At 46.9% G+C, this 22,174-nt stretch carries 24 protein-coding genes and 1 tRNA gene; 4 read left to right on the forward strand and 21 right to left on the reverse strand.

What is annotated here, in order from left to right; all coding sequences use genetic code 11:
• Positions 1–2: 2 nt before the first annotated feature.
• The 14 genes from ABK447_RS15915 to queG all read right to left on the reverse strand — a co-directional run bounded on the left by ABK447_RS15915 (position 3) and on the right by queG (position 13,304).
• Positions 3–770, reverse strand: a complete 768-nt coding sequence (locus tag ABK447_RS15915; protein ID WP_039062843.1) for a hypothetical protein — start codon at positions 768–770, stop codon at positions 3–5.
• A 119-nt stretch (positions 771–889) separates the two neighbouring features.
• Positions 890–1,261: a hypothetical protein gene (locus ABK447_RS15920; protein WP_003155385.1), complete on the reverse strand. Its 372-nt coding sequence runs from the start codon at positions 1,259–1,261 to the stop codon at positions 890–892.
• 12 nt (positions 1,262–1,273) lie between these two features.
• Positions 1,274–1,807 carry an NAD(P)H-dependent oxidoreductase gene (locus tag ABK447_RS15925; protein ID WP_003155386.1) on the reverse strand — a complete coding sequence of 178 codons (534 nt, stop codon included), beginning with the start codon at positions 1,805–1,807 and terminating at the stop codon, positions 1,274–1,276.
• Between the two features lie 24 nt (positions 1,808–1,831).
• Positions 1,832–3,373: a DHA2 family efflux MFS transporter permease subunit gene (locus ABK447_RS15930; protein WP_087920790.1), complete on the reverse strand. Its 1,542-nt coding sequence runs from the start codon at positions 3,371–3,373 to the stop codon at positions 1,832–1,834.
• 94 nt (positions 3,374–3,467) lie between these two features.
• Positions 3,468–4,133 (reverse strand): HlyD family secretion protein, encoded by a 666-nt coding sequence (locus ABK447_RS15935; RefSeq protein ID WP_007610259.1) that lies wholly within the window; start codon positions 4,131–4,133, stop codon positions 3,468–3,470.
• A 36-nt stretch (positions 4,134–4,169) separates the two neighbouring features.
• Positions 4,170–4,634 (reverse strand): MarR family transcriptional regulator, encoded by a 465-nt coding sequence (locus ABK447_RS15940; protein WP_003155389.1) that lies wholly within the window; start codon positions 4,632–4,634, stop codon positions 4,170–4,172.
• Between the two features lie 180 nt (positions 4,635–4,814).
• Positions 4,815–5,999, reverse strand: coding sequence for a sporulation protein YhbH (gene yhbH / locus ABK447_RS15945; protein WP_100001312.1), 1,185 nt, complete (start codon positions 5,997–5,999; stop codon positions 4,815–4,817).
• 190 nt (positions 6,000–6,189) lie between these two features.
• Positions 6,190–8,085 (reverse strand): serine/threonine protein kinase PrkA, encoded by a 1,896-nt coding sequence (gene prkA, locus ABK447_RS15950; RefSeq protein WP_003155391.1) that lies wholly within the window; start codon positions 8,083–8,085, stop codon positions 6,190–6,192.
• A 358-nt stretch (positions 8,086–8,443) separates the two neighbouring features.
• Positions 8,444–9,154, reverse strand: coding sequence for a hypothetical protein (locus ABK447_RS15955; protein WP_072588933.1), 711 nt, complete (start codon positions 9,152–9,154; stop codon positions 8,444–8,446).
• Between the two features lie 11 nt (positions 9,155–9,165).
• The gene (locus ABK447_RS15960) at positions 9,166–9,879 is read right to left on the reverse strand and encodes a polymer-forming cytoskeletal protein (RefSeq protein ID WP_232518272.1); all 714 of its coding nucleotides are present in this window, start codon (positions 9,877–9,879) and stop codon (positions 9,166–9,168) included.
• Positions 9,870–10,502: a YhbD family protein gene (locus tag ABK447_RS15965; protein ID WP_179946981.1), complete on the reverse strand. Its 633-nt coding sequence runs from the start codon at positions 10,500–10,502 to the stop codon at positions 9,870–9,872. Before ABK447_RS15965 ends, ABK447_RS15960 begins: the two co-directional genes overlap by 10 nt.
• Positions 10,503–10,636: 134 nt before the next feature.
• A complete protein-coding gene (gene trmL / locus ABK447_RS15970; protein WP_007610253.1) occupies positions 10,637–11,119 on the reverse strand; it encodes a tRNA (uridine(34)/cytosine(34)/5-carboxymethylaminomethyluridine(34)-2'-O)-methyltransferase TrmL in 483 nt (160 codons plus the stop codon).
• Positions 11,120–11,155: 36 nt separating this feature from the next.
• Positions 11,156–12,067 (reverse strand): amidase domain-containing protein, encoded by a 912-nt coding sequence (locus tag ABK447_RS15975; RefSeq protein ID WP_012117141.1) that lies wholly within the window; start codon positions 12,065–12,067, stop codon positions 11,156–11,158.
• Positions 12,068–12,143: 76 nt separating this feature from the next.
• Positions 12,144–13,304, reverse strand: a complete 1,161-nt coding sequence (gene queG, locus ABK447_RS15980) for a tRNA epoxyqueuosine(34) reductase QueG (protein WP_015239452.1) — start codon at positions 13,302–13,304, stop codon at positions 12,144–12,146.
• Between the two features lie 84 nt (positions 13,305–13,388).
• Between queG and ABK447_RS15985 the strand changes: the two genes are divergently transcribed.
• Positions 13,389–14,012: a hypothetical protein gene (locus ABK447_RS15985; RefSeq protein WP_072588930.1), complete on the forward strand. Its 624-nt coding sequence runs from the start codon at positions 13,389–13,391 to the stop codon at positions 14,010–14,012.
• 90 nt (positions 14,013–14,102) lie between these two features.
• Here ABK447_RS15985 and ABK447_RS15990 read toward each other — a convergent pair.
• Positions 14,103–14,176 (reverse strand) — tRNA-Gly (locus ABK447_RS15990).
• Positions 14,177–14,366: 190 nt separating this feature from the next.
• Between ABK447_RS15990 and ABK447_RS15995 the strand changes: the two genes are divergently transcribed.
• Together ABK447_RS15995 and ABK447_RS16000 are read left to right on the forward strand one after the other, a co-directional pair.
• The gene (locus tag ABK447_RS15995) at positions 14,367–14,570 is read left to right on the forward strand and encodes a helix-turn-helix transcriptional regulator (protein ID WP_003155407.1); all 204 of its coding nucleotides are present in this window, start codon (positions 14,367–14,369) and stop codon (positions 14,568–14,570) included.
• Entirely contained in the window at positions 14,567–15,034 is a 468-nt protein-coding gene (locus ABK447_RS16000) for a hypothetical protein (protein WP_012117138.1), read from the forward strand. Before ABK447_RS15995 ends, ABK447_RS16000 begins: the two co-directional genes overlap by 4 nt.
• A gap of 20 nt (positions 15,035–15,054) precedes the next feature.
• Here the strand turns inward: ABK447_RS16000 and rpsN are convergent, their stop codons facing one another.
• The 6 genes from rpsN to ABK447_RS16030 all read right to left on the reverse strand — a co-directional run bounded on the left by rpsN (position 15,055) and on the right by ABK447_RS16030 (position 20,423).
• The gene (rpsN, locus tag ABK447_RS16005) at positions 15,055–15,324 is read right to left on the reverse strand and encodes a 30S ribosomal protein S14 (RefSeq protein ID WP_015239450.1); all 270 of its coding nucleotides are present in this window, start codon (positions 15,322–15,324) and stop codon (positions 15,055–15,057) included.
• Between the two features lie 174 nt (positions 15,325–15,498).
• Positions 15,499–16,635 (reverse strand): FMNH2-dependent alkanesulfonate monooxygenase, encoded by a 1,137-nt coding sequence (gene ssuD, locus ABK447_RS16010; RefSeq protein WP_072588928.1) that lies wholly within the window; start codon positions 16,633–16,635, stop codon positions 15,499–15,501.
• Between the two features lie 24 nt (positions 16,636–16,659).
• Entirely contained in the window at positions 16,660–17,493 is an 834-nt protein-coding gene (locus tag ABK447_RS16015) for an ABC transporter permease (protein ID WP_094031618.1), read from the reverse strand.
• Entirely contained in the window at positions 17,493–18,482 is a 990-nt protein-coding gene (locus tag ABK447_RS16020; RefSeq protein ID WP_020955546.1) for an aliphatic sulfonate ABC transporter substrate-binding protein, read from the reverse strand. The genes ABK447_RS16015 and ABK447_RS16020 overlap by 1 nt, the downstream gene beginning before the upstream one ends.
• A gap of 15 nt (positions 18,483–18,497) precedes the next feature.
• Positions 18,498–19,265 carry an ABC transporter ATP-binding protein gene (locus tag ABK447_RS16025; protein ID WP_094031617.1) on the reverse strand — a complete coding sequence of 256 codons (768 nt, stop codon included), beginning with the start codon at positions 19,263–19,265 and terminating at the stop codon, positions 18,498–18,500.
• Between the two features lie 222 nt (positions 19,266–19,487).
• Positions 19,488–20,423: an amidohydrolase family protein gene (locus tag ABK447_RS16030; RefSeq protein WP_015239444.1), complete on the reverse strand. Its 936-nt coding sequence runs from the start codon at positions 20,421–20,423 to the stop codon at positions 19,488–19,490.
• A gap of 255 nt (positions 20,424–20,678) precedes the next feature.
• Here ABK447_RS16030 and katA point away from each other — a divergent pair, with 255 nt between their 5' ends.
• Entirely contained in the window at positions 20,679–22,124 is a 1,446-nt protein-coding gene (gene katA, locus ABK447_RS16035) for a catalase KatA (protein ID WP_094031616.1), read from the forward strand.
• Positions 22,125–22,174: the final 50 nt, after the last annotated feature.

Below are 22,174 nucleotides of genomic sequence, written 5' to 3' on the forward strand. Positions count from 1 at the left end.
CATTACACCTCAACCTTTCGATTCAGCAGCATAGAGGCCAGCGCGAGACAGAGCGCCGCAAGCACGATCACTGCCAGGAAGCTGAAAAGCGAGATGTGGACGGCCTTCAGCTCCACCGTCCAGCCGGTCAATTTTGTATAGTGAAAATCAAAATTCGCATACACTTTTACCGGCCATAAATCATGTTGAGATGAAGTGAAAGGCGTAATGATTTTATCGTCAATATAGGTCCAGACAAACGCAAGCACGATGCAGATCACCCACCGGAGGACGGGAACATGTTTTAATGAGTGAAAAACAGTCCAAAAGACGGCCACGATCACAGATAAATACGCTGAACTGATCAGCAGGTAAGCATTCAGTCCGGTTAATGTGCCGGCCAGGGGAATGGTGTGTTCCAGCGCTCCTTTTGCAGAAAGCATCCGGTACATCCAAATGCCGTAACCGGTCAGCGCCAGCTGCCCGATCAACTGATACAGCAGTGAGGCCGTCAGCTTGGAAGCCAGCAGATAAAATCCTCCATTCGGATTGTAAAGCCACAGCTGATTTTTTCCTTCTTTATGAAGGTGATAGTACATAAAAAGCGGCGCTACAAGAAATTGAAAAAACCCCATTGCCGTAAAAAAGCCGAAAATGACGAGCGGTTCTTTCTGACGGGCAGCGATGACGTGGGCTGCAAACGCCCAGCAAATCATGCCGCAAAGCCACACCGCAAGCCAAATCCATGAAACTTTCGCATCTTTTTTCAGCAAACCTAAAAACGATGTCATTCTTTCTCTCTCCATTCGGATCAAGTGTATGAGTAACATAGTACACTAGATCATCACGTATTACAATATCTTCAATAAAAAAAAGACAAATCCGCTCTTACGCAGATTTGCCTTTTCAATTACTTCTTTTTGTTTTTTAAGGAGAGCAGCGCATCACGATAGCTGCTATCCTGCATTTTGCCGCCGCTATCAGGATCGTTTGGTTCCTGATCTGTCTCAGAAGTCTTAAACTTCTGAAGCGCCTGACGGTACACATCATCGCCCATTGTATTCTTTTTCTCACGGGGAGATTCAGATTTTACAACGACTGGAGCATGCTCGGCTGAGCGCTCCTCGGCCGGATCATGCTTTTCCGGCTGTTCGGCTGTAGTGCCGATCGCTTCTCTCTTTTCTTCTTTGACATCCTGTCCTGCAGAAGTGCTGCGGACATTGAATGTGATAAGAAGTGCAATCACAATGACAGCAGCAATAACCGCTATAATAATGGCCATATAACCCTCTCCTTACTGTCGTCCGGCAGTTAGATTACCTGTGACTTGGCTGACACGTCTGCCAAGCGCACGGCCTAATTGAAGGCCTTCTTCCGTCATCAGCACATCGCTGTCAACCGGGCATGTGACGCCCGCGCCGTAGTAAGAGCCGTACAGCGCGTTTTCAGGAACGTTGCCGGGAAGTCCGACAACAATCATGCCTTGGTGAAACATAGGAGTGATCAGATTGTGCATTGTCATTTCTAATCCGCCATGTGTTGTCGCCGTCGTACAGAATACGGCGCCGACTTTATCAATCAGCTCGCCTTCAGCCCACAGATAGCCGAGTCTGTCGATCCACGCTTTTAAGCCTGAACTGATGGTGCCAAAGTGTCCCGGGCATCCCCAGATAATGGCATCCATGTCTTTCAGCTTGCGGATGTCTGCTTGATCGACATGATCGATCAGGACTTCAGCCTCAGCGTTTTCTCGTGCTCCTTCGGCAATGGCTTCAGCAAGGTGTTTTGTATGTTCGCCTTCACTATCGTACACTACGTAAATTTTCATTCAGGAAACCTCCCATTCAGATGATTAAGATTCCTTCACTTCTTTAGGGGCCGGAAGCAATGACAGCTCCTCTTTTTTCTTCGCCCGCTGTTTGTCTTTCCGTACGTCACGCAAGAACAGGCTCAGGACTACGCCGATAACCGCAAAGATCGTCGCCCACATAAACGCGTCATTAATCCCCATAACGTTGGAATTAAGTGAAGCTGTTTTGTAGAGATAAGAATAAACGGTTTGTTTTGCCGCATCAAGCGACATGTTCATGTTGACCATTAAATTCGAAACCGCGCTTTGGAACGACTGCATGAAGCTTGGATCAGCCGTGCTCGTTTTATCCGCAATCTGCGAATAGTGCATTGTCGTACGGTTCGTATAAATCGTTGTGATCAAACTTGTTCCGATTGAACCGCTGATCTGGCGGAGCGTGTTGCTCATCGCCGTGCCGTGGCTGTTCAACCGTGCCGGAAGCTGGTTCATTCCGGCTGTCATAACAGGCATCATTAACAGTGACATACCGAATGCGCGGATGGCATAGACAAGCATAATGTGCGTGTAAGGTGTGTCAATTGTCAATTTTGTGTACTGGAATGTCGTTGCGACCGTGATGACCAGCCCGATAATCGCAAGCGGTCTTGGACCGATTTTGTCAAACAGAATACCGGAAATCGGCGACATGATCAGCATGACAATCGCGCCCGGCAATAGCAAGAGGCCCGATTGCAGCGCCGTAAAGCCGACTAAGTTCTGCAGGTAAATCGGAAGCAGGAACATTCCTGTGTAAAGCGCAACGGTAATAATGATGTTAATCACACTGGAAAGTGAGAAAATATCATATTTAAATACCCGGAAGTCGAGCATCGGTTTTTCAGAGCGCAATTGCTGAATGACAAACGCGGCAATCGCGATGACACCGACAATGACGGTAGACAGCACGATCGGATCTCCCCAGCCGTCGCTGCCCGCTTCACTGACTCCGTAAAGCAATGAGGCAAATCCGACAATGGATAGAATCGCACCCAAGCTGTCGAGTTTGATTTTTTGCGGTTCCACCAAGTTCTTAAAGAGGAAGAACGCTATGATAATAACGATTGCCCCGATCGGAACAAGGCCGTAGAACATAATGCGCCATGTGTAATGCTCGATGATCCAGCCGGAAAGAGTCGGTCCGACCGCCGGAGCAAACATCATCGCAAGACCGAAAATCCCCATTCCTTTTCCCCTGCTTTCAGGCGGGAAGATAAGCAGAATGGTTGTCATGACCAGCGGCTGCAGGATACCGCCGCCGACCGCCTGAATTAACCGGCCGATCAGCATGGTTGAGAAGTTAGGCGCGATTCCGCAGACTAACGTTCCCGCTGTAAAACAGAACATGGCTACGAGAAAGAGGCTTCTCTGTCCGAACCGGGTAATTAAGAACGCAGATAACGGAATCAAAACACCGTTGACCAGCATGTATCCGGTCGTAAGCCACTGAATCGTCGTCGCACTCACACCGAACTCGGTCATTAAGTGCGGCATCGCCACGTTAAGAAGCGTTTGGTTCAAGATCGCCAGGAATAACCCGGCCATAAGCACAATAAGCAATGTTTTAGGACTTTTTACTTGATTATCTGATTTAGCCACCTAAGACAACCTCCCTTCATGGTTTGATGACTGATCTGTATTATTCAGAGATTTTTACAGATGCGTTCATACCAGGAAGCACCTTGTCAGATGGGTTGCTGAGTGAAATTTTAACAGGAACTTTTTGCGTTACTTTTGTGTAGTTGCCGCTTGAGTTTGAAGAAGGCAGCATATCAAATGTTGAATTTGTCGCATAACCGATTTCTTCTACTGTTCCGTCAAATGTTGTATTAGGGTCGCCGTCAACAATTACGTCTACTTTGTTTCCTACTTCAATGTCTCTAATGTCTGTTTCTTTAATGTTTGCAGTGATGTAAAGGTGTTTCATGTCAATTTCCTGGGCAATTGTCGTACCGGCTTGCACCATTTGGCCGTTTTTCACTTCATTTTTCACGATTGTTCCATCCATGATGGCTTTTACGTCAGCATTTTGCTGTCCTTTGATTTTTGCAACAACGTCGTTTTTGCTTACTTCTTTCCCCTCATCAAGGTTCCAGTCAGTTACTTTACCCGCAGCAGGAGCTGTGATAGCAGCCATGTCGCCGGCAACTTTTGCTTCATCGGTTTTTACATAGTGTGTGCTTTGATAATAGTAGTAAGCACCTCCGCCTATAATTGCAAGAACAACAATCAAACCGATAATGTTGGTCAGAATTAAACGTCCTCTGTTCATTTTGTTTTCTCCTTTCGTTTCTTCCTCTATCATTTTGTGGAATGATGATAAAAATATGTGGGGATTTTTTTATTTTCCGTTTTTCACTGCACAGCCGTTTGCAAGCTTCGTTAAACTTTCCGCAAGCTTGCGCAGGTACTGCAGTTCAGCGGTATTGAGCTGCCGGTATAAGACCGCCGCTTTTTCGGCATATTGAACAGCAGCTTTCTTTAGAAGTTCTTCCCCCTCTTCGGTTAACTGAATCATAACAACACGCCGGTCGTCGTGATAGTCGCTCCGAACCATTAGGCGGCGCTTATACAGAATATCGGTCATTCTCGTGACAGACGCCGGTTTCAGATCAAGCGACAAAGCCAGCCTTGAAAGCTGCGTGCTTTTGCTCTTATGTATTTTGAACATCAGCAGATACTGCAGCACTGTAATATCAAAAGGTTCAAGAACTGTCTCCAGAATCATTTTCTGCTTTTTGTAAATCGATCTGGAAGTATCAAACAGTTGTTCAAAACTGAGCAAAGCGAGCTCTGATTCAATCACCGTATTTTCACCTCATTCCCTTAATAATAGTTCACAAGATAAAATATTAATAAATGAAAGAAGGTTTGTAAAGAGAAAAGTTTCATTTTTTAAGGATTTTTTTTATGCCGTTTTTTCTCTTTATTTTTAATTTAAAAAAGCCGGGTGAAGAACCGCGGCCGCACGATTCTTCACTCGGCTTTATGTTTCATACGATGCTTTGCTTACACCGGCTTCCTCATTTTTAAAAAAGCTTTTCAGCGCTTGAAATACGTCTGATTTCTGTTTCAGGACGTAGTATTTAAATTTATCATCTTTGACATTTTTATAGGCGGACATGAGGGTGGAATGCCTGTTATATTGATTGACCTCACCGTAACAGAACAGATTCGATTTTTTCATGATGTCATTGACGAGCTTTACGCACCGGGCGTTATCCGAAGTCAGGTTATCTCCGTCTGAAAAATGAAACGGATAGATGTTGTAGCGGGCGGGGTCATATTTTTCATCAATTAATTCAAGAGACTTCCGGTAAACGGAGGAACAGATGGTGCCCCCGCTCTCGCCTTTCGAGAAAAAATCTTCTTCGGACACAACCTTCGCTTCCGTATGGTGGGCGATAAATTCGATATCAACCGTTTCATACTTTGTCCGTAAAAATCGTGTCATCCAAAAAAAGAAGCTCCTCGCCATATACTTTTCCCATACGCCCATCGAACCGCTTGTATCCATCATCGCTAAAACGACAGCTTTCGATTCCGGCTTCGTCACATCATTCCATGTTTTGTATTTCAGATCTTCCGGATAAATAGGGTAAAACGACGGCTTGCCTGTCATGGCGTTTCGTTTATAGGCCGACAGCATCGTCCTTTTCTTATCGATATTCCCTGTCAGCCCGGTTTTCCGGATATCATTGAACTCGATATCGGTATGGACGATATTGTCCCTTTCCTTTTGCTGCAGATTCGGCAGTTCTAATTCCTGAAACAGCGCTTCTTCCAGATCCATCAATGAAACTTCCGCTTCATAATAATCCTCGCCTGCCTGATCGCCGGCTCCCTGGCCTTTTCCAGCTCCCTGCTTTTTATCTGCGCCGTCTCTTGCGACGACATCGCCGACTTCGCTGTCGCCGTCGCCTTGGCCGACATGTTTATTTTTATCATAGTTATAACGGATTTTATATTCATCAAGCGAACGAATCGGGATTTTCACGACATCTTTTCCGTTGGACATAATAATGCTTTCCTCAGTGACAAGATCCGGAAGGTTGTTTTTTATCGCTTCCTGTACTTTCTTTTGGTGGCGCTGCTGGTCGTCAAAGCCTTTGCGATGGAGGGACCAGTCTTCCTCTGAAATCAAAAAATTTCCGCTGTCATTACGGGACATGAATTCCCCTCCTTAACCGTTATGGTCGTTTTACATGTGTATTCCGGCTTGGTCCTGTTTATGAAACAAGTCCGGCGAAAAGATTTATTTTTATCTTATGCCGGCCGGACTCTCCAATTGACAAACAATTGCGAAAAACAGACAAAAGAACCCGTCCTTTTACAGACGGGCCTCTCAATGAAATCAAACATCAGCGGTTTAACAAGCTTCCGACATACTTCAGCAGTTCATTAGCGCTAGTCGAATTATAGCCGTGTTCATCTATTAACCTTGCCACTACCTCATTGACCTTTTTAAGCTGCTGCTCATCCGGCGTTTTGGTTGAGGTCGTAATTTTCACCACGTCTTTTAAGTCTGCGAACAGCTTTTTCTGAATCGCTTCGCGGAGTCTTTCGTGCGAATTATAGTCAAAGCGTTTTCCTTTTCTTGCATAGGCGGATATGCGGATTAAGATTTCTTCGCGGAACGCTTTTTTCGCGTTTTCTGAAATGCCGATCTGCTCTTCAATGGATCTCATCAGTTTTTCGTCAGGATTCATTTCTTCACCCGTCAGCGGATCGCGGAGCTTATTTTTATTGCAGTACGCTTCCACATTATCTAAATAATTGTCCATGAGAGTTTTCGCGGATTCTTCATATGAATAGACGAACGCCTTCTGCACTTCTTTTTTAGCGATGTCATCGTACTCTTTCCTGGCGGCGGAAATAAAATTCATATACCGCTCTTTGTCCTCGGCGGAGATGGACGGATGCTGGTCAAGTCCTTCTTTTAAGGAACGCAGCACGTCAAGCGAATTGATCGATTCCATATTTTTTCTGATAATTGTTGAGGAAATGCGGTTGATGACATAGCGCGGGTCAATTCCGCTCATTCCTTCATCATGGAATTCCTTCTTCATATCCTCAAGATCAACGGAATTGTAACCTTCAACGCTTTCTCCGTCATAAAGCCTCATTTTTTTGACGAGATCAATATCAGAGCGGTTCGGTTCCTTCAGCCGGGTCAAAATAGAAAACATCGCGGCCACTTTTAATGTATGGGGGGCGATGTGTACGTCAGAAACATCACTTTCAGAAATCATTTTTTCATAAATCCGTTCTTCCTCTGACACCTTTAAATTATAAGGAACAGGCATCACGATGATCCTGGAGTGAAGGGCTTCATTTTTCTTATTGGCAATAAACGAGCGGTACTCCGTTTCGTTCGTATGCGCAACAACCAATTCGTCGGCTGAGATGAGCGCAAACCGTCCGGCTTTGAAATTCCCTTCCTGCGTGAGTGACAGAAGGTGCCACAGAAATTTTTCATCGCATTTCAGCATTTCCTGAAACTCCATCATTCCGCGGTTCGCTTTATTTAATTCACCGTCAAACCGATAAGCGCGCGGATCTGATTCTGAGCCGTATTCGGCAATTGTTGAAAAATCAATACTCCCCGTCAAGTCGGCGATATCCTGTGATTTCGGGTCAGACGGGCTGAAGGTTCCGATTCCGGTACGTTTATCCTCCGAGAAGAATATACGTTCAACCTTTACATCCTCAATTCTGCCGCCGTATTCTTCTTCAAGCCGCATGACATTAAGCGGAGAAAGGCTGCCCTCAATTCTGATGCCGTATTCTCTGTAGAAGTCGTCGCGCAGATGATGGGGAATGAGATGGAGAGGATCTTCATGCATCGGGCAGCCTTTAATGGCGTAAACAGCGCCGTTGTCTGTCAATGAGTAGGCTTCAAGCCCTTTTTTCAGCATGGTGACAAGAGTTGACTTTCCGCCGCTGACGGGTCCCATCAATAGTAAAATCCGTTTTCTTACATCGAGCCGCTTGGCAGCCGGGTGAAAGTATTCCTCCACGAGCCGTTCCAGAGATTCCTCAAGGCCGAACAGCTCCCGCGAGAAAAAGCTGTATGTCTTTTTACCGTCATCCTCCTCGATTCCGCTGTCTTTTATCATATTAAAAACGCGAGAATGAGCAGACTGCGCGACCAATGGATTTTCTTTTATGATCTCCAAATAATCAGCGAACGTCCCTTCCCATTTGAGACGCTGCTCTTCCTCTCTGTACTTTTCAATTTTCTTTAATATATCCATAAGAACCTCCTCTATCATGGTTAATGCACTAGAAATAAGGTACTTTGTTACAATCTATGCGGTGACGTGATAATACATGCTTTTCGTTTCTTAAAAATAAAGACGTTATAAGGCCGTCATTGACAAGGGTCCGGTGCACCGTTCATAATGAAAGAAATACAGTTTCATCCAGACTCGGACATCAAATGGAAAAGCAAAGAGGAGGAGAAATGATGAAAACGATCATTTTACTTGGGGTCATTCTCACTTTTTTAGTATCCATTTTTACGGCGGGTTACGACAGCAAACCTGAAAACAAATAACGGCAAAAGGGTGCTCTTCATAAAGAGCACCCTTTCCTGTACAACATAACAATGTTTCATATTTGAATATGTTCTTGGACAGTTGATTTTTCATGAGATTTGCAGCTTGTTTGATACTCGATTTTTCCGATTTTGCAGCCCGGGCCGATTTCCACATGCTTTCCTCTGACGATGTCCGCTTCCGTGTATTCGAGGTAAATTGCGTCTCCTTCGATCAATTCAGCAGAAAGCGTGCCGGCTTTCCGTTTAAGAAAACCGGGTTTCCGTCTGACGGTGATCGATGTGCCGCCGATTTCTTTCACGCGGCTTCGGTCATAACGCAAATGGATGTTTACGTCCCCCGCGTTTAACAATCCCGCCACATTGATACATCCTGTTACATGAAGCAGCTCCGTCTGGCAATCACCGCTGACGGTGAGACTGCCTTTTATATGACACCGCTCTCCCGCGGCCCCGCCGCCAATTTCAGCAAGTCCTTTCAGCCTCATCGTGGCGAAACGCATGGAGCCGCCGACTTTCAATGTGCCCATCACATTTGCTGAACGTGCTGATAAATCTCCTGCAACTTCATGCTCTCCGAAAATTTTCAGCCTGTTGATCTCGGCATCTCCGAGAAAAAGTCCCGTACCGAATATCCGGCAGCGTTCGCTTTGAAGTCCTTCGCCGACAGTTCCTTCCCCTTTAATGCTTACATTTTGGTAGGAGCCGCCGGAGGCGTGTCCGGCTCCGTACATTTTTAAATGACTCAATTTTTTTGTCGTTTCCATCGCAGTTCCTCCTATCGTTTCACGACTTTGTTAACCAAAGCGGAAGGATCACATGTAAAATCGCCGCTGTATTCCACAGTCCCAATGGTGCAGCCTGCGCCGATCCGTACATGATTTCCGCGGACTGTCTTCGCGTTCGTGTCCGCCAATTCAATCATGTCACCTTCAATCAGCTCCGCTGTCAGCACCGGGGCCGGCATCAGCTTAAAACGCGTAAGCACGCTCTTTCTGCTCATCACTTTCAAATGGCGGCAGCCGATCTCTTTCACATGGCTTTCTCCCGCCGCCAGCTTAATACTGACTTCATCGGCATTCAGCAGGCCGCCGATCTTGCATTTGCCTTCCGAACGGAACGTCTCTGTCTCGCAATCGCCTTCAATCGCGGCTTTCCCGGATATGAAAATATCATCAGCTTTCACACCGCCGCCGAAAGATGAAAATCCCGCGACGTTCAGCCGCTCCGTTTTGACATCACCTTTAATGACACCCGTTCCATTGATACGGATGGATTCAGCTTCGGCACTGCCGGAAATTTTCCCCGAACCGCTGATCGTCAGCGTTTGCGTCTTGACATGTCCGTCTGTTTTTCCGCTGCCGTTAAACAAAAAGCTCGCGCACTCCACATCACCTGACACCGTGCCGCTTCCGTTGATCTCCACTGTATGAAAACGGCCTCCTTTTGAACTTCCTGAACCGTTGATGATTAATTTATCTGTTACTTCCATTGATGGTCCTCCTGCATCCATTTCGTTTTTAATTCTTCCGATGCCGCAGCAAGCGCCACCCGTTCAACCACTTTGACAGTCGGTTCAAATAAAATATGTTCCGCGTCTGCGATGAAGCACGTCGTTATGCCAAGCTTTCGGAGCATGACAAGCTCCGTATTCGCTTTCAGTTCGGAAGCCTCATACGTTTTCAGCACCCCTGCCGCCAATTTTCCTTCCTCAAGGCTGATATTGCCCGATTGCAAAAGCCCTTCAAGCACATATAAAGACAGCAGCGCGCGGGACGTGAATGTCACGCCGTCTTCGCCATAAACTTTCAGCGCGGCTTTTGAAATCAGTCCCTTTTGAAGCAGCTCCGCAGACGTTATATTGACATCAGTCATTTGCGGAGACAGCATTTCCCTCATTTCATCCAAAGACAGATTTTCTTTCATTTTCTGTATTTTTGAGATGCGTTTTAATATTTCCGCTCTCGGAAAAAATGTTTCCTGGCCTGTAAATGTTGATTTTCGGATAAACCATTCTTCAGGAATTAAATTTTTCCGTTTCCAGCGGTACAGCTGCCCGTATGAGATTGATGTTTCTTCCAGCAATTCTTTTTTAGAAATCAGTTGTTCCTCCATGAATCCAGCTCCTTCGATGAAAGTATTGTAACATAACACTGTTACGTTGTTAAGCCTGAAATATAAAAATGCTGTGAACAGCTGCTGTCCGTCTTTTTTATTCAATAAAAAAACGCCCGGATGCGGGCGTTTTTTCACGTCAAATCTCTGTAATTTTGCTGGCGCAGCGCTTCATATACAAGAATCGCGGCCGTGTTGGACAGGTTTAATGATCTCACATGCTCGGTCATCGGCAGACGCAGGCAGCGGTCCATATTGTTTTCGATCAATTCTTTCGGAAGTCCGCTCGTTTCTCTGCCGAATACGAAGAAAAAGTCTTCCTCCGTATTTGAGTAATCAAATGATGTGTGCGGCTTTTGGCCGAATTTTGTAATGAAGAAAAACTTTCCGTTCTCATATGCCTCAAATAACTCTTCCAATGAATCATGATATACGACGTTGACGAACTCCCAATAATCGAGTCCGGCGCGCTTCAGCATTTTATCATCGGTCGAGAATCCGAGCGGGCGGATTAAATGAAGCGTTGTGTCTGTTGCCGCACAAGTACGTGCGATATTTCCCGTATTGGCCGGGATTTCGGGTTGATATAAAACGACATGTAATGCCACGATGTTCACCTCTGTTTTTTATTCCGCCCACCATTATATCATTAATTACTCTTTTGTCGTATCATCCGTAATATGAAAAAACGCATATCTGATGGAAGGAGTATACGCCGTTGAATCCTCATATGACCAATATCTCATTCTGCTGTCATACGTTTGGGCATTGACAAGCGGCATATTGCTTTTATCTTTCGCGACCACGATCGCCGTATGATTAAAACGGCCGTCCCCTTCAAAATCATAGCAAATGATATCTCCGGGCATCAGTTCTTCGGCTCTTGATACTTGCACCGCGCGAAGCCCTGCCTTGGATTGGGCCAGATACATCTTCATCGAATGCGCGACCGTCCAGCTGTAGCTCCACGAGCTTGCCTTCATCCACCAGCCTGAGCCTCTGTTCGGATGCCCCCGCATCGGTGCTTTTCCGGCATGTAAACATTGGGAAATAAAATTGGTGCAGTTGTCGCTGAAATTTTTATAAGCGGGATTTCGTTTATTCCAAAACTTCTCCGCGTACTGCACGGCAGCCAGACGGTCGTATTGAAACGCCCGCCCGAAATCTTCCCGTTCACTCCGCTCATATTCAATTACGCTGTTTCCGTCAGAAAATCCCGCCGGTTTTTTCTTTACTTCCCGGTCTTTAATCAAAAGCTGATCATAGAGAAATGCAGTCCGTTCCTCAATCTGCTCTTCTAAGTAAAGGTGTCCGTCATGCTCCTTGCACAAATATTCGAAATGAATCGTGTACATGACGCATAACGTGCCGTCGTCCTCAAGGCTGCTTTTGACAATGACGGCTTTTGCCTTCGCTTTCACGATGTCAACTTTCCGTTTTTCAAACAGCTCTTTTTTTCTCGTCAGGACCTCAAGATCGCCGGGCTGCCCATTGTGCCTCATCTCGGTTCCGTTGATTAAATAATGAAGCCGGGCCTCCGCTAAATCTTCAATAATATGCTTCAAGCGCTCCACCCACCATACTGTTTTATAAAGAAAAAACACTTGAACTCACGCCAAGTGCTTTTTCTCTATACATATGTCAGGACCGGCCGGTTTTAGTCTTATCAGAAACCGATAACAGCTCCAGTCCCTTTTCAATTTCCCGTATAGCTTCCTCATCCTGCTCCTTTTGAAGCGCTTTTTCTAATTCCCCCGCATAATCAGGATCACCGATTTTCCCGATGGCCCAGGCGGCCGTCCCCCTGATAACGGGGCGCGGATCTTGGTGCATCAAGGCCGTTAATTCCGGAAGAGACGAGGCATCTTTAAAATGAGCCAAAGCTAAAATCGCATTCCGCTGTATCGGCTTCTTGCCGCGCCATGATCCCGATACATGTCCGAATTTTTCTTTGAATTCGCGGTTGCTTATGGTCAAAAGCGGCTTTAACAGCGGCTTTGCGATTTCCGGATCAGGCTCCATCTGCGGATGAAGATGAAAATCTTTCCCCTTATTAATCGGACAGACCGTCTGGCACGTGTCACAGCCATACAGACGGTTTCCGATTTTCGTGCGGAACTCATCCGGCAGAAATCCCTTTGTCTGGGTCAGGAACGAAATACAGCGCTGGGCGTTAAGCTGTCCGGGATTGACGAGCGCGCCGGTCGGACACGCGTCTAAACATTTTGTGCACGTACCGCACATATCTTCAATCGGCACATCCGGTTCAAAGGGCAGATTGGTGATCATTTCAGCCAGATAGACGTAAGAGCCGTATTCAGGCGTGGTGATCATGCAGTTTTTGGCGCTGAAGCCGATTCCCGCCCGTTCAGCCACGGCCCTGTCGGACAATTCCCCTGTATCCACCATTGACTTTGTGCGGATATCCTCATGTTTGCTTTGGAGAAAATTCTCCAGCAGATCAAGCTTTTCCCTCAGCACGTCATGATAATCCTTCCCCCAGGAAGCTCTGCAAAAAATGCCGCGCCGCCCGTCCCTCGTGCTCCTCGGCGCATCTTTCATTTTGGAAGGATAAGCAAGGGCGATGGCGACGATTGATTTGGCTTTCGGGAGAAGCAAAGACGGTGTAACCCGTTTTTCAATATCCGGCTCTTCAAACCCGGATAAATAGCCGAGTGATTCCTGAAGAATCAGCCGGTCCCGCAGACTGTCGAACGTATCAGCCGTCGTAAACCCGATTTTGTCGACTCCTATGCTTTTGGCGTATTCGATTAATTCCTCTTTCAGTTTATGAATATTCATTTTTTGCACAGCCTCCTTTCTTTGTGATCAGGCTCCCGCACAGGTATAATAGAGTTTTATCATCCCGAAATGGAGTGAACACACTTGAACATCAGTTTAGATCCACTTATTGCTGAACGGGTGCCGGGGATCAAAGCGGCAGCCGTCTTATATGAACAGATCGAAGTCGGGCCTGCTCCGCAAATGCTGAAAGGCCGCCTCCGTTTATTTCAAGAATCTCTTTACTTTGATTATGCTGACGGGGGTATAGAAGAGCAACCTTTTGTACAAGAATGGGCGCGTATGATGGAACAGCTCAGTCCCGCCTTTTCAGGACAAAAAACGCCGATGGAGCTTATGCTCGGCGATATTTCCCGGGAACGATTCATTGAAAGTGTGAATTCAGCCCATGATACCATACTTTTTTTCTCCTTGAAATATTCATTGCCTATCATGACGTATGACGCCGCAGAAATAGATGAACCGATTTCAATTAAAATCGGAGAAAAAGAAAGCGTACTGTCCTTCTCCGGCCCGGATGGTGTTTTCGGCGACTTCACCGGACATATCAATACCCGCCCGGTCACGCCCGGCACAAAGAAAATGCTGCAGCTGATCTTTTTCCCGCCTTCATTTCATGCCGACGCGGCGGATGAGCTGCTATCATCCTTAACCAAAATGTTTGAACAAATTCACGGAGGCACGCATACCGTCTCTTGGCTTTCATAAAAAGACACGCCTTTCGTGTCTTTTTTCACATAAAAAAACGCAATACTTCGTTTATCAGAGAAACGAAACACTGCGTTAATAACGTATGTATGGAGCGGGTGATGAGAATCGAACTCACGACATCAGCTTGGAAGGCTGAGGTTTTACCACTAAACTACACCCGCATCAAAATTATTTTTTGTCAGTACCGATTTGATGTTTCTAATATTACATGTTTATTTTTTTTTCGTCAAGGGAATGTTAAAAAATTTGTCGAAAAAAATTCTTTTTTTGTCCATATGTTAAGTTGGGTTTACATTTTGTTAAGAGTCTCATACAATATAAAAAAGAAGAAAACTTGAGGTACGCCTGATGATGAAAAATAAAGTAAAAGAGCTGAGAGCCAGATTCGGCTATTCTCAGGAAACGCTCGGAAAAGAAGCCGGAGCCACCAGACAGACGATTGCAGCGATTGAAAAAGGAGATTATGTGCCTTCACTTTTATTGGCGCTTAACATCTGCCGGGCTTTCTCCCTGCCGATGGAGGAAGTTTTCTGGCTGGAGGAGGAGAAAAAATGAGTTTGAAAAGAAAAGCGTGTTTTCACCTTGCACTCTACGGATTGGCCTGCTGGACACTTATTTCCTTTATGGAAGCGGCGCCGCGGATCGCTCAGTTTTTCCAAACGGAGGGGAGCGGTTCATTTGAGCTGAATATCACGCCGTTTCTGCTGTTTACCGTTTGTGCCGCATTGTATATCTATGCCGAAAAGAAAAAACGGAACGGCAAAAAGCACAGGCTTGTGCCCGATGAATTTGAGGAACAGGATGAAAGAGAACGAATGATGACGGCTAAAGCTTGCCGTTCCTCGTATATCGCCGTTTACTTCTCATTGCCGGCCGCAGCCGTTCTGCTTTTGTTTTATCCGCTGATTCAGCCGCATCTACCCTTTTTTCCGATTCTTTTGATTTTCATTCTGATGATGATTCAGCATTTGGCTTATGTTTTCACTTTTCATAAGCACGGCAAAAACTCCGGTTCATGACAGATCCGGAGTTTTTTACATTACCAGCTCGCTTTTTTCACCCCGGGAATCCGGCCTTTATGCGCCAGCTCCCTGAATGCGATTCTGGACAATTTAAATTTTCTCATATATCCGCGGGGCCGCCCCGTCACCGTACAGCGGTTATGAAGCCTGGCCGGAGCAGAATCACGCGGCAGTTTGCCCAGCGCTTCCCAGTCTCCTTTTGCCTTTAATTCTCTTCGGATGTCCGCATATTGTTCAACAAGCTTCTGCCGCTTGAGCTCTTTGATCACTTTTGATTTTTTTGCCATTTCAGCACTCCTAACAAATCGTAATAATTACGTTTTGTATCATATCATCCATATGAGTATCGTGCAAGCTAAGCGCTTAAAAAGGCGGGTGAATACCCGCCTTCACTGCCGGCATTTCCCCGGAAATGAATCCGCAGAAAGCGCCCGCCGTCAATTATTCGCCTTGCGACGTCATCAGACTTTCGCTTTCTTTCCTCTTGCAAAATGGTCGTTGCCCATTGCTTCACCCAGTCTGCGCTCAAGCTTTTTAGTCCGTTCATTCTGAAACGGCAGAAGCGGAAACACGAGTTCAGCCAGATAATAAGCTTCTTCCAGATGCGGGTAGCCTGAAAAGATAAACGTCTCAATGCCGAGTGCCTGATACTCTAAAATTCGAGCAGCGACAGTCTGCGGATCACCGACAAGCGCCGTGCCCGCTCCGCCTCTGACCAGTCCGATGCCGGCCCAGAGATTCGGGCTGATCTCAAGCTTCGAGCGGTCACCGTTATGGAGATCGGCCATCCGTTTTTGTCCCGAAGAATCAGCCCGCCGGAGCGAAGCCTGCGCTTTCGCAATCGTCTCTTCGTCTAAATGGCTGATTAATCGTTCAGCCGCTTCCCATGCCTCTTCCTCAGTCTCCCGGACAATCACGTGAAGTCTGATGCCAAAACGCATCGTCCTTCCTTCCTTGGCAGCCTGTTTTTTAACAGTTTCAATCTTTTCTTTTACCTGCTCCGGCGGCTCTCCCCATGTTAAATAGACATCTGTATGTTTCGCCGCAGCCTCAATTCCCGCCTGTGATGAACCGCCGAAATATAATGGCGGATGCGGAGACTGCTTTGGCGGAAACAGCAGATTGCTGTTTTCCACTTTGATATGGTCCCCTTCATATGTCACCGTTTCGCCCCGCATGAGTCCGCGCCAGACGGTTAAAAATTCTTCAGTCGCCTTATAACGTTCATCGTGGCTGATAAACATGCCGTCTCCCGCCAGTTCATAAGGATCTCCGCCCGCTACGACATTTACGAGCAAACGGCCGTCTGACAGCCGATCCATTGTCGACGCCATTCTCGCGGCGACAGACGGCTGCATCAGTCCCGGACGGACCGCCACTAAAAATTTCAAGTCACTCGTTTCCCCCGCTAAAGCGGCAGCCGTCAGCCACGGGTCTTCACATGATCTCCCCGTCGGCAGCAGAACCCCCGTATACCCGAGTCTGTCCGCCGCCTGTGCCACTTGCTTAAAATAAAGATGATCCGCCGTTCTCCCTCCCGTTTGCGTCCCTAAATACCGGCCGTCACCATGCGTCGGAATAAACCAAAGAATCTCCATATGAATCTCTCCTTTTTTAATAGGTTACCCTTCATAACTGTTCCGCCATTTTAATAGTTTCCGTTCGAGCATTCTGACCAATGCATCTGTCAGCTTGCCGACAGCCGCAAAAATGATAATGCCGACAAACACCTTATTTGTCTGTGAAAATTGTCTGGCATCCATAATCATATAACCGACGCCCTCGCTCGATCCCATCAGTTCCGCCACCACGAGACCAAGCCACGCAATGCCGAGAGAGAGCCTGATGCCGAGCAGGATATTCGGCAGAGATGCCGGAAGAATTAATTTCGTCATCTGCTGATACCAGTTAAATTCCAGCACCCGCACGACGTCAAACAGCTTCGCGTCCACACTGCGGATTCCGAGAAACGTATTAATGTACACGGGGAAAAATGCCCCTAATGCGATCAGCAGAATTTTTGATGTCTCATCAAATCCGAACCACAAAATGAACAGAGGAGTCACGGCCAAGTGCGGAACCGTTCTGAGCATTTGCAGAGACGGATCAAGATATGCTTCCGTCCGCTTTGAGAAACCGACCAGCAGCCCGAAAACAAGGCCGAGGCCCGCGCCAAGCAGAAATCCGGCAGCCGCCCTGTATAAACTGATCTCTAAATGGCCCCACAGTTCACCTGAAAGAAGAAGTTCCTGAAACGTCTGCAAGATGACGACAGGTGACGGGAGCACCGTTGTCGAGACGATGCCCAGACTTGCGATAACCTGCCATACTGCGATGACCGCAGCCGGGAGTACAACCCCTTTCATCCATTGGTATGAATACTTCCGGGAAGTTGCCAGAGCTTTCTTTTCTGATTGGCTTATTGCGCCGGCAGCCGTTGATGCTTCTGCTTTCATTACTTGCCATCCCCCGTTTCAAGCGCTTTTTTAATAAATGAATTGTCGACAACGTCTTTTACATGAATTTTCTTATGAATCGCTTTTGTTTGATATTGAAAATCAGCGGTTTCCTGCTGGGCTTTGACAATATCATCATTGATCGGTTCATTGAGAGGCTCAGTATTGTTAAGCACGTTTCTGACGACTTTCGGATCAAGATGTTTGATTTTCGCATATAAAGAGACAGCTTCATCTTTGTGTTCCTTTTGCCATGCAACTGCTTTATTGAACACTTTCAGAAATCGGACAACCTCATCCGGGTGTTCTTTGGAAAATCCCGTTCTGACTAACGTGAAACCGGGAGAATATAAATCTGTGCTTTCTCCGTTCGCCAATATTTCCGCCCCGTGCTGCAGCGTTTCAATTGACAAATACGGCTCCCAAATGGACCATGCGTCAACTGATTTGTTTTCAAAAGCGGAAACCGCCTCATCAGGCTGAAGCTGGATGATGGTGACGTCATCGGCGGAAAGCCCCGCTTTATCTAAAGCTTTATAGAGAAAATCAAAGCCGCTGCTGCCTTTGGCTACAGCGATTTTTTTACCTTTCAATTCTTTCAGGCTCTGAATCCCGCTGCCCTTGTTTACGAGAATGCCATTTGCCTTTAACCCGTCCTGAGACAGCCCGATCTCTTTAAAATCAATTCCAGCCGCCTGACCGGAAATGACCGGTGAATTGCCGACCTGGGAAAAATCAAGCTTATCGGCGGCAAGACCTTCAAACTGCGGAGGACCGCTTTGGAATTCGACCCATTTTACTTTTATTCCGTCTTTTTTGAAGGCCTCTTCAAACCAGCCTTTTTCCTTGGCAATGAGAAGCGGGCTTAAACTCTGCTGGATGCCGATCCGGATTTCTTTCACCGTTTTCCCGCTCCCTCCTGTCCTGTCTGCACTGCATCCGGCTGACATCATGACTGCTGCGGCTAAAAGAATGATGATTTTTTTCACTTCACTTCGTCCCTTCTATATCCCGGACCCATCCGCAAACCGGAGGTCTTCCGTTTTCTCAAACTCAGAAAGCACCTTCTGCCGGACGGCCTGAAAATCCGCTGAGGTCCGATTGCGCGGATGCGGAAGCTGAATCGGCATCAGGCTGTGCAGCCGGCCGGGCTTTGCGCTGAGGATCGCCAGCTTATCGCCTAAATAGACGGATTCATCAATATCATGCGTGACCAGAATCATCGTCGTTTTTTTCTCGCTCCATATATCAAGCAGCACATCCTGCAAATGTTTTCTCGTAAAAGCGTCAAGCGCCCCGAACGGTTCATCTAAAAGCAGCACCTCCGGCTCGCGCAAAAGGGCTCTGGCGATGGCAACCCGCTGCGACATGCCGCCGGATAATTCGCGCGGATAAGCGTTCTCCGCTCCCTGCAGCCTGACAACCTCAATCAGATCATCCACTTTTTTCCGAACGGCCGGGTCGTTCATATTGAGATCGGCAGCGATGTTTTGTTTTACCGTCAGCCAGGGAAACAGCCGGTGCTCCTGAAAGATAAATCCCTGCCGGATGCCCGGTCCCGATACATTGCGGCCGTTTATTGTGACAGAGCCTTTATAATCGGTATCAAGACCGGCAATCAATTTTAAAAGCGTGCTTTTGCCGCATCCGCTCGGCCCGATGACAGTCAAAAATTCTCCCGATGCAATTGACAGCTCAATATCATTCAGCACCGGCGTTTTCCGGCCTTCATGCTCAAAAGCTTTTTCTTGTATGCTGATGGTTACAGCCATCTGTCTTCCCCTCTCTTTCTGCCGCGTGCGATCGAAAAACAAAAAGGCCCCCATCTCCGATTGCTTGCAGAGATGGGAGCCTTCGGCGGTCCGATCGGCAACCCGTTTGTTTTTAAATTTGAATATCATGTTAATTCAAATTATTCCGACTTGTCAACTGTTTTTTATAAGGATTAAAATACGCCCTCCGGCATAACCCTGCCAGAGAGCGCATCGGCTGTATCACGTATTTACTTCCTTTTCTTGGCGGGCGATTTTCAATAATGTCCGCGCGTTGTTGCCGAAAATGTTCTCTATATCTTCTTCCCGCATATTGATTTCCCGGCAGGTCCTCACCTGCTCCTGAAGATATCTGTATACATATCCTCTCGGAAATCCGTTCGAATCCGTCCCGAAGATGATCCGTTCAGCACCGATTAATTCAGTTGTCTTCCGAAACAGAATTTCCAAATCAAGCGGGTACGGCATCCACCTCATCCACTGATTTGAGCCGGACGTGTCAATATACACATTCGGGCAGCTCCAGCACAGCTGCAGCAGTTCCTGATAATATCCGGCGCCGAAATGCGGAATGATGAACGGGATATCAGCATACTCTCTCGCGACGCGATAGATGGAGAGCGGGTTGATGTTGCGATGGCTGACAATGCCCCCCGCTCTTCCTAAAAGCCCGAAGTGAATTAATACAGGCAGCCTTTTGTCAGCCAGATACGTCCACAGCTTTTTCAGCGACGGATCATGAAAATCGATGTCTGTCAGCGGCCCGAACAGTTTATATCCTTTCAGACCGAGCTCTTCTACCGCTCTTTTCAGCTCTTCATACGCATCCTCCCGCTCCAAAGGATGATATGCAAATCCGGTAAATCTCGCGGGATTGGCTTGAATAAACGCCGCCATCCGGTCATTGCTCTCTGCTGTTAAAAAATTCAGCACGTCAATGCCGTACTTATCTAATTCATTCTCCCATCTTGTCATCAAAGCGATTTCGCCGTCATTGCCCTCAACATCATGCGGATCAGGAAAATCCCAAGTCAGATTCATTCTATCTGACCGCTCCCGGTTATAATCGGAAAATGTCTTATCGTTTTTGCCGAAATAAAGGCTGTACGGCAGATGACCGTGAATATCGACAGGTTTAAAATGCTGCCGGAAAAGCATACAATCGCCGCCTCCCTTACCGCCTGACAATAAAAAAAGGCCCTTATCCAGTGAAGAATAAAAGCCTCTTGTGTCCAAGTCAGCGGTTTCTATTTTTTCTCATCTTAAACCATTATTCCCGTCAGTCAAGTAAGCTTTCAAATCCAAACCCTTTTTTCGATAATAAAAATAATTATTTTATAATCATTATAAAATAATATTGACTTTTTAATGATAGGTGATATTATGTTTTTATAAATCTAAAGAGGTGATCACATGAGTTCAAATAAATTGACAACCAGCTGGGGCGCTCCTGTCGGAGATAACCAAAACTCAATGACGGCCGGCGATCGCGGTCCTGCTTTAATACAAGACGTCCATCTGCTTGAGAAATTGGCGCACTTTAACAGAGAACGCGTTCCCGAGCGTGTCGTTCACGCAAAAGGCGCGGGCGCACACGGTTATTTTGAAGTCACAAATGACGTTACAAAATATACGAAAGCCGCATTTCTGTCAGAAGTCGGTAAACGCACGCCGCTCTTCATCCGTTTCTCAACCGTTGCGGGCGAACTGGGCTCTAGTGACACAGTGCGCGACCCGCGCGGATTTGCCGTTAAGTTTTATACAGAAGAAGGAAACTACGACATCGTCGGAAACAATACACCCGTGTTCTTCATCCGCGATGCCATCAAGTTCCCTGACTTTATCCATACACAAAAAAGAGATCCGAGAACACATCTGAAAAACCCGACGGCCGTTTGGGATTTCTGGTCTCTGTCACCGGAATCCCTGCACCAGGTCACCATTCTGATGTCAGACCGGGGCATTCCGGCGACTCTTCGCCATATGCACGGATTCGGAAGCCATACATTTAAATGGACAAATGATAAAGGCGAAGGCGTCTGGATCAAATATCACTTTAAAACAGAGCAAGGCGTGAAAAACCTTGATGTTAATACAGCCGCAAAAATCGCGGGCGAAAATCCCGATTACCATACGGAAGATTTGTTCAATGCGATTGAAAACGGCGATTTCCCCGCATGGAAATTATATGTTCAAATCATGCCGTTAGAAGACGCAAACACATATCGCTTTGATCCGTTTGACGTCACAAAAGTATGGTCTCAAAAAGACTATCCGCTCATTGAAGTCGGCCGCATGGTTCTGAACCGCAATCCGGAAAATTACTTTGCGGAAGTAGAACAGGCGACGTTCTCTCCCGGCACATTAGTCCCCGGCGTCGACATCTCACCTGACAAAATGCTTCAAGGCCGGTTGTTCGCATACCATGACGCGCATCGCTACCGTGTCGGCGCGAACCATCAGGCGCTGCCGATCAACCGTTCCCGCAATGAAGTGAAAAACTATCAGCGTGACGGACAAATGCGTTTTGATGATAACGGCGGCCGCTCCGTCTATTACGAGCCTAACAGCTTCGGCGGCCCGAAAGAGTCACCTGAAGATAAACAGGCGGCATATCCTGTATCAGGTTTCGCTGACAGTGTAAGCTATAATCATCATGATCATTACACACAAGCCGGCGACCTGTACCGCCTGATGAGCGAAGAAGAGCGCGCGCGCCTTGTCGCCAATATCGTCAGTGCGATGAAACCTGTGGAAAAAGAAGAAATTAAGCTGCGCCAGATCGGCCACTTCTACAAAGCTGATCCTGAATACGGCAGACGCGTTGCCGAAGGACTCGGACTGCCATCACCAAAATAACATCAAAAAACCTGCCGGTCTGCCCGGCAGGTTTTTCCTGTTTATTATCA

This window comes from Bacillus sp. hwrm1 (assembly GCF_040207805.1).
Lineage (GTDB): Bacteria > Bacillota > Bacilli > Bacillales > Bacillaceae > Bacillus > Bacillus velezensis.

Coding starts and splice junctions, on each gene's coding strand:
- ABK447_RS15930 (WP_087920790.1), bottom strand. CDS start 3,373: ATGGCCGGGTTATTCCTGGCGATCTTGAACCAAACGCTTCTTAACGTG.
- queG (WP_015239452.1), bottom strand. CDS start 13,304: ATGAATATTCATAAACTGAAAGAGGAATTAATCGAATACGCCAAAAGC.
- ABK447_RS15935 (WP_007610259.1), bottom strand. CDS start 4,133: ATGATAGAGGAAGAAACGAAAGGAGAAAACAAAATGAACAGAGGACGT.
- ABK447_RS15920 (WP_003155385.1), bottom strand. CDS start 1,261: ATGGCCATTATTATAGCGGTTATTGCTGCTGTCATTGTGATTGCACTT.
- prkA (WP_003155391.1), bottom strand. CDS start 8,085: ATGGATATATTAAAGAAAATTGAAAAGTACAGAGAGGAAGAGCAGCGT.
- rpsN (WP_015239450.1), bottom strand. CDS start 15,324: ATGGCAAAAAAATCAAAAGTGATCAAAGAGCTCAAGCGGCAGAAGCTT.
- ssuD (WP_072588928.1), bottom strand. CDS start 16,635: ATGGAGATTCTTTGGTTTATTCCGACGCATGGTGACGGCCGGTATTTA.
- ABK447_RS15965 (WP_179946981.1), bottom strand. CDS start 10,502: ATGGAGGAACAACTGATTTCTAAAAAAGAATTGCTGGAAGAAACATCA.
- yhbH (WP_100001312.1), bottom strand. CDS start 5,999: ATGTCCCGTAATGACAGCGGAAATTTTTTGATTTCAGAGGAAGACTGG.
- ABK447_RS15915 (WP_039062843.1), bottom strand. CDS start 770: ATGACATCGTTTTTAGGTTTGCTGAAAAAAGATGCGAAAGTTTCATGG.
- ABK447_RS16030 (WP_015239444.1), bottom strand. CDS start 20,423: ATGCTTTTCCGGCAGCATTTTAAACCTGTCGATATTCACGGTCATCTG.
- ABK447_RS15960 (WP_232518272.1), bottom strand. CDS start 9,879: ATGGAAGTAACAGATAAATTAATCATCAACGGTTCAGGAAGTTCAAAA.
- ABK447_RS16000 (WP_012117138.1), top strand. CDS start 14,567: ATGAGTTTGAAAAGAAAAGCGTGTTTTCACCTTGCACTCTACGGATTG.
- ABK447_RS16025 (WP_094031617.1), bottom strand. CDS start 19,265: ATGGCTGTAACCATCAGCATACAAGAAAAAGCTTTTGAGCATGAAGGC.
- ABK447_RS15995 (WP_003155407.1), top strand. CDS start 14,367: ATGAAAAATAAAGTAAAAGAGCTGAGAGCCAGATTCGGCTATTCTCAG.
- ABK447_RS16015 (WP_094031618.1), bottom strand. CDS start 17,493: ATGAAAGCAGAAGCATCAACGGCTGCCGGCGCAATAAGCCAATCAGAA.
- ABK447_RS15955 (WP_072588933.1), bottom strand. CDS start 9,154: ATGGAAACGACAAAAAAATTGAGTCATTTAAAAATGTACGGAGCCGGA.
- ABK447_RS15925 (WP_003155386.1), bottom strand. CDS start 1,807: ATGAAAATTTACGTAGTGTACGATAGTGAAGGCGAACATACAAAACAC.
- katA (WP_094031616.1), top strand. CDS start 20,679: ATGAGTTCAAATAAATTGACAACCAGCTGGGGCGCTCCTGTCGGAGAT.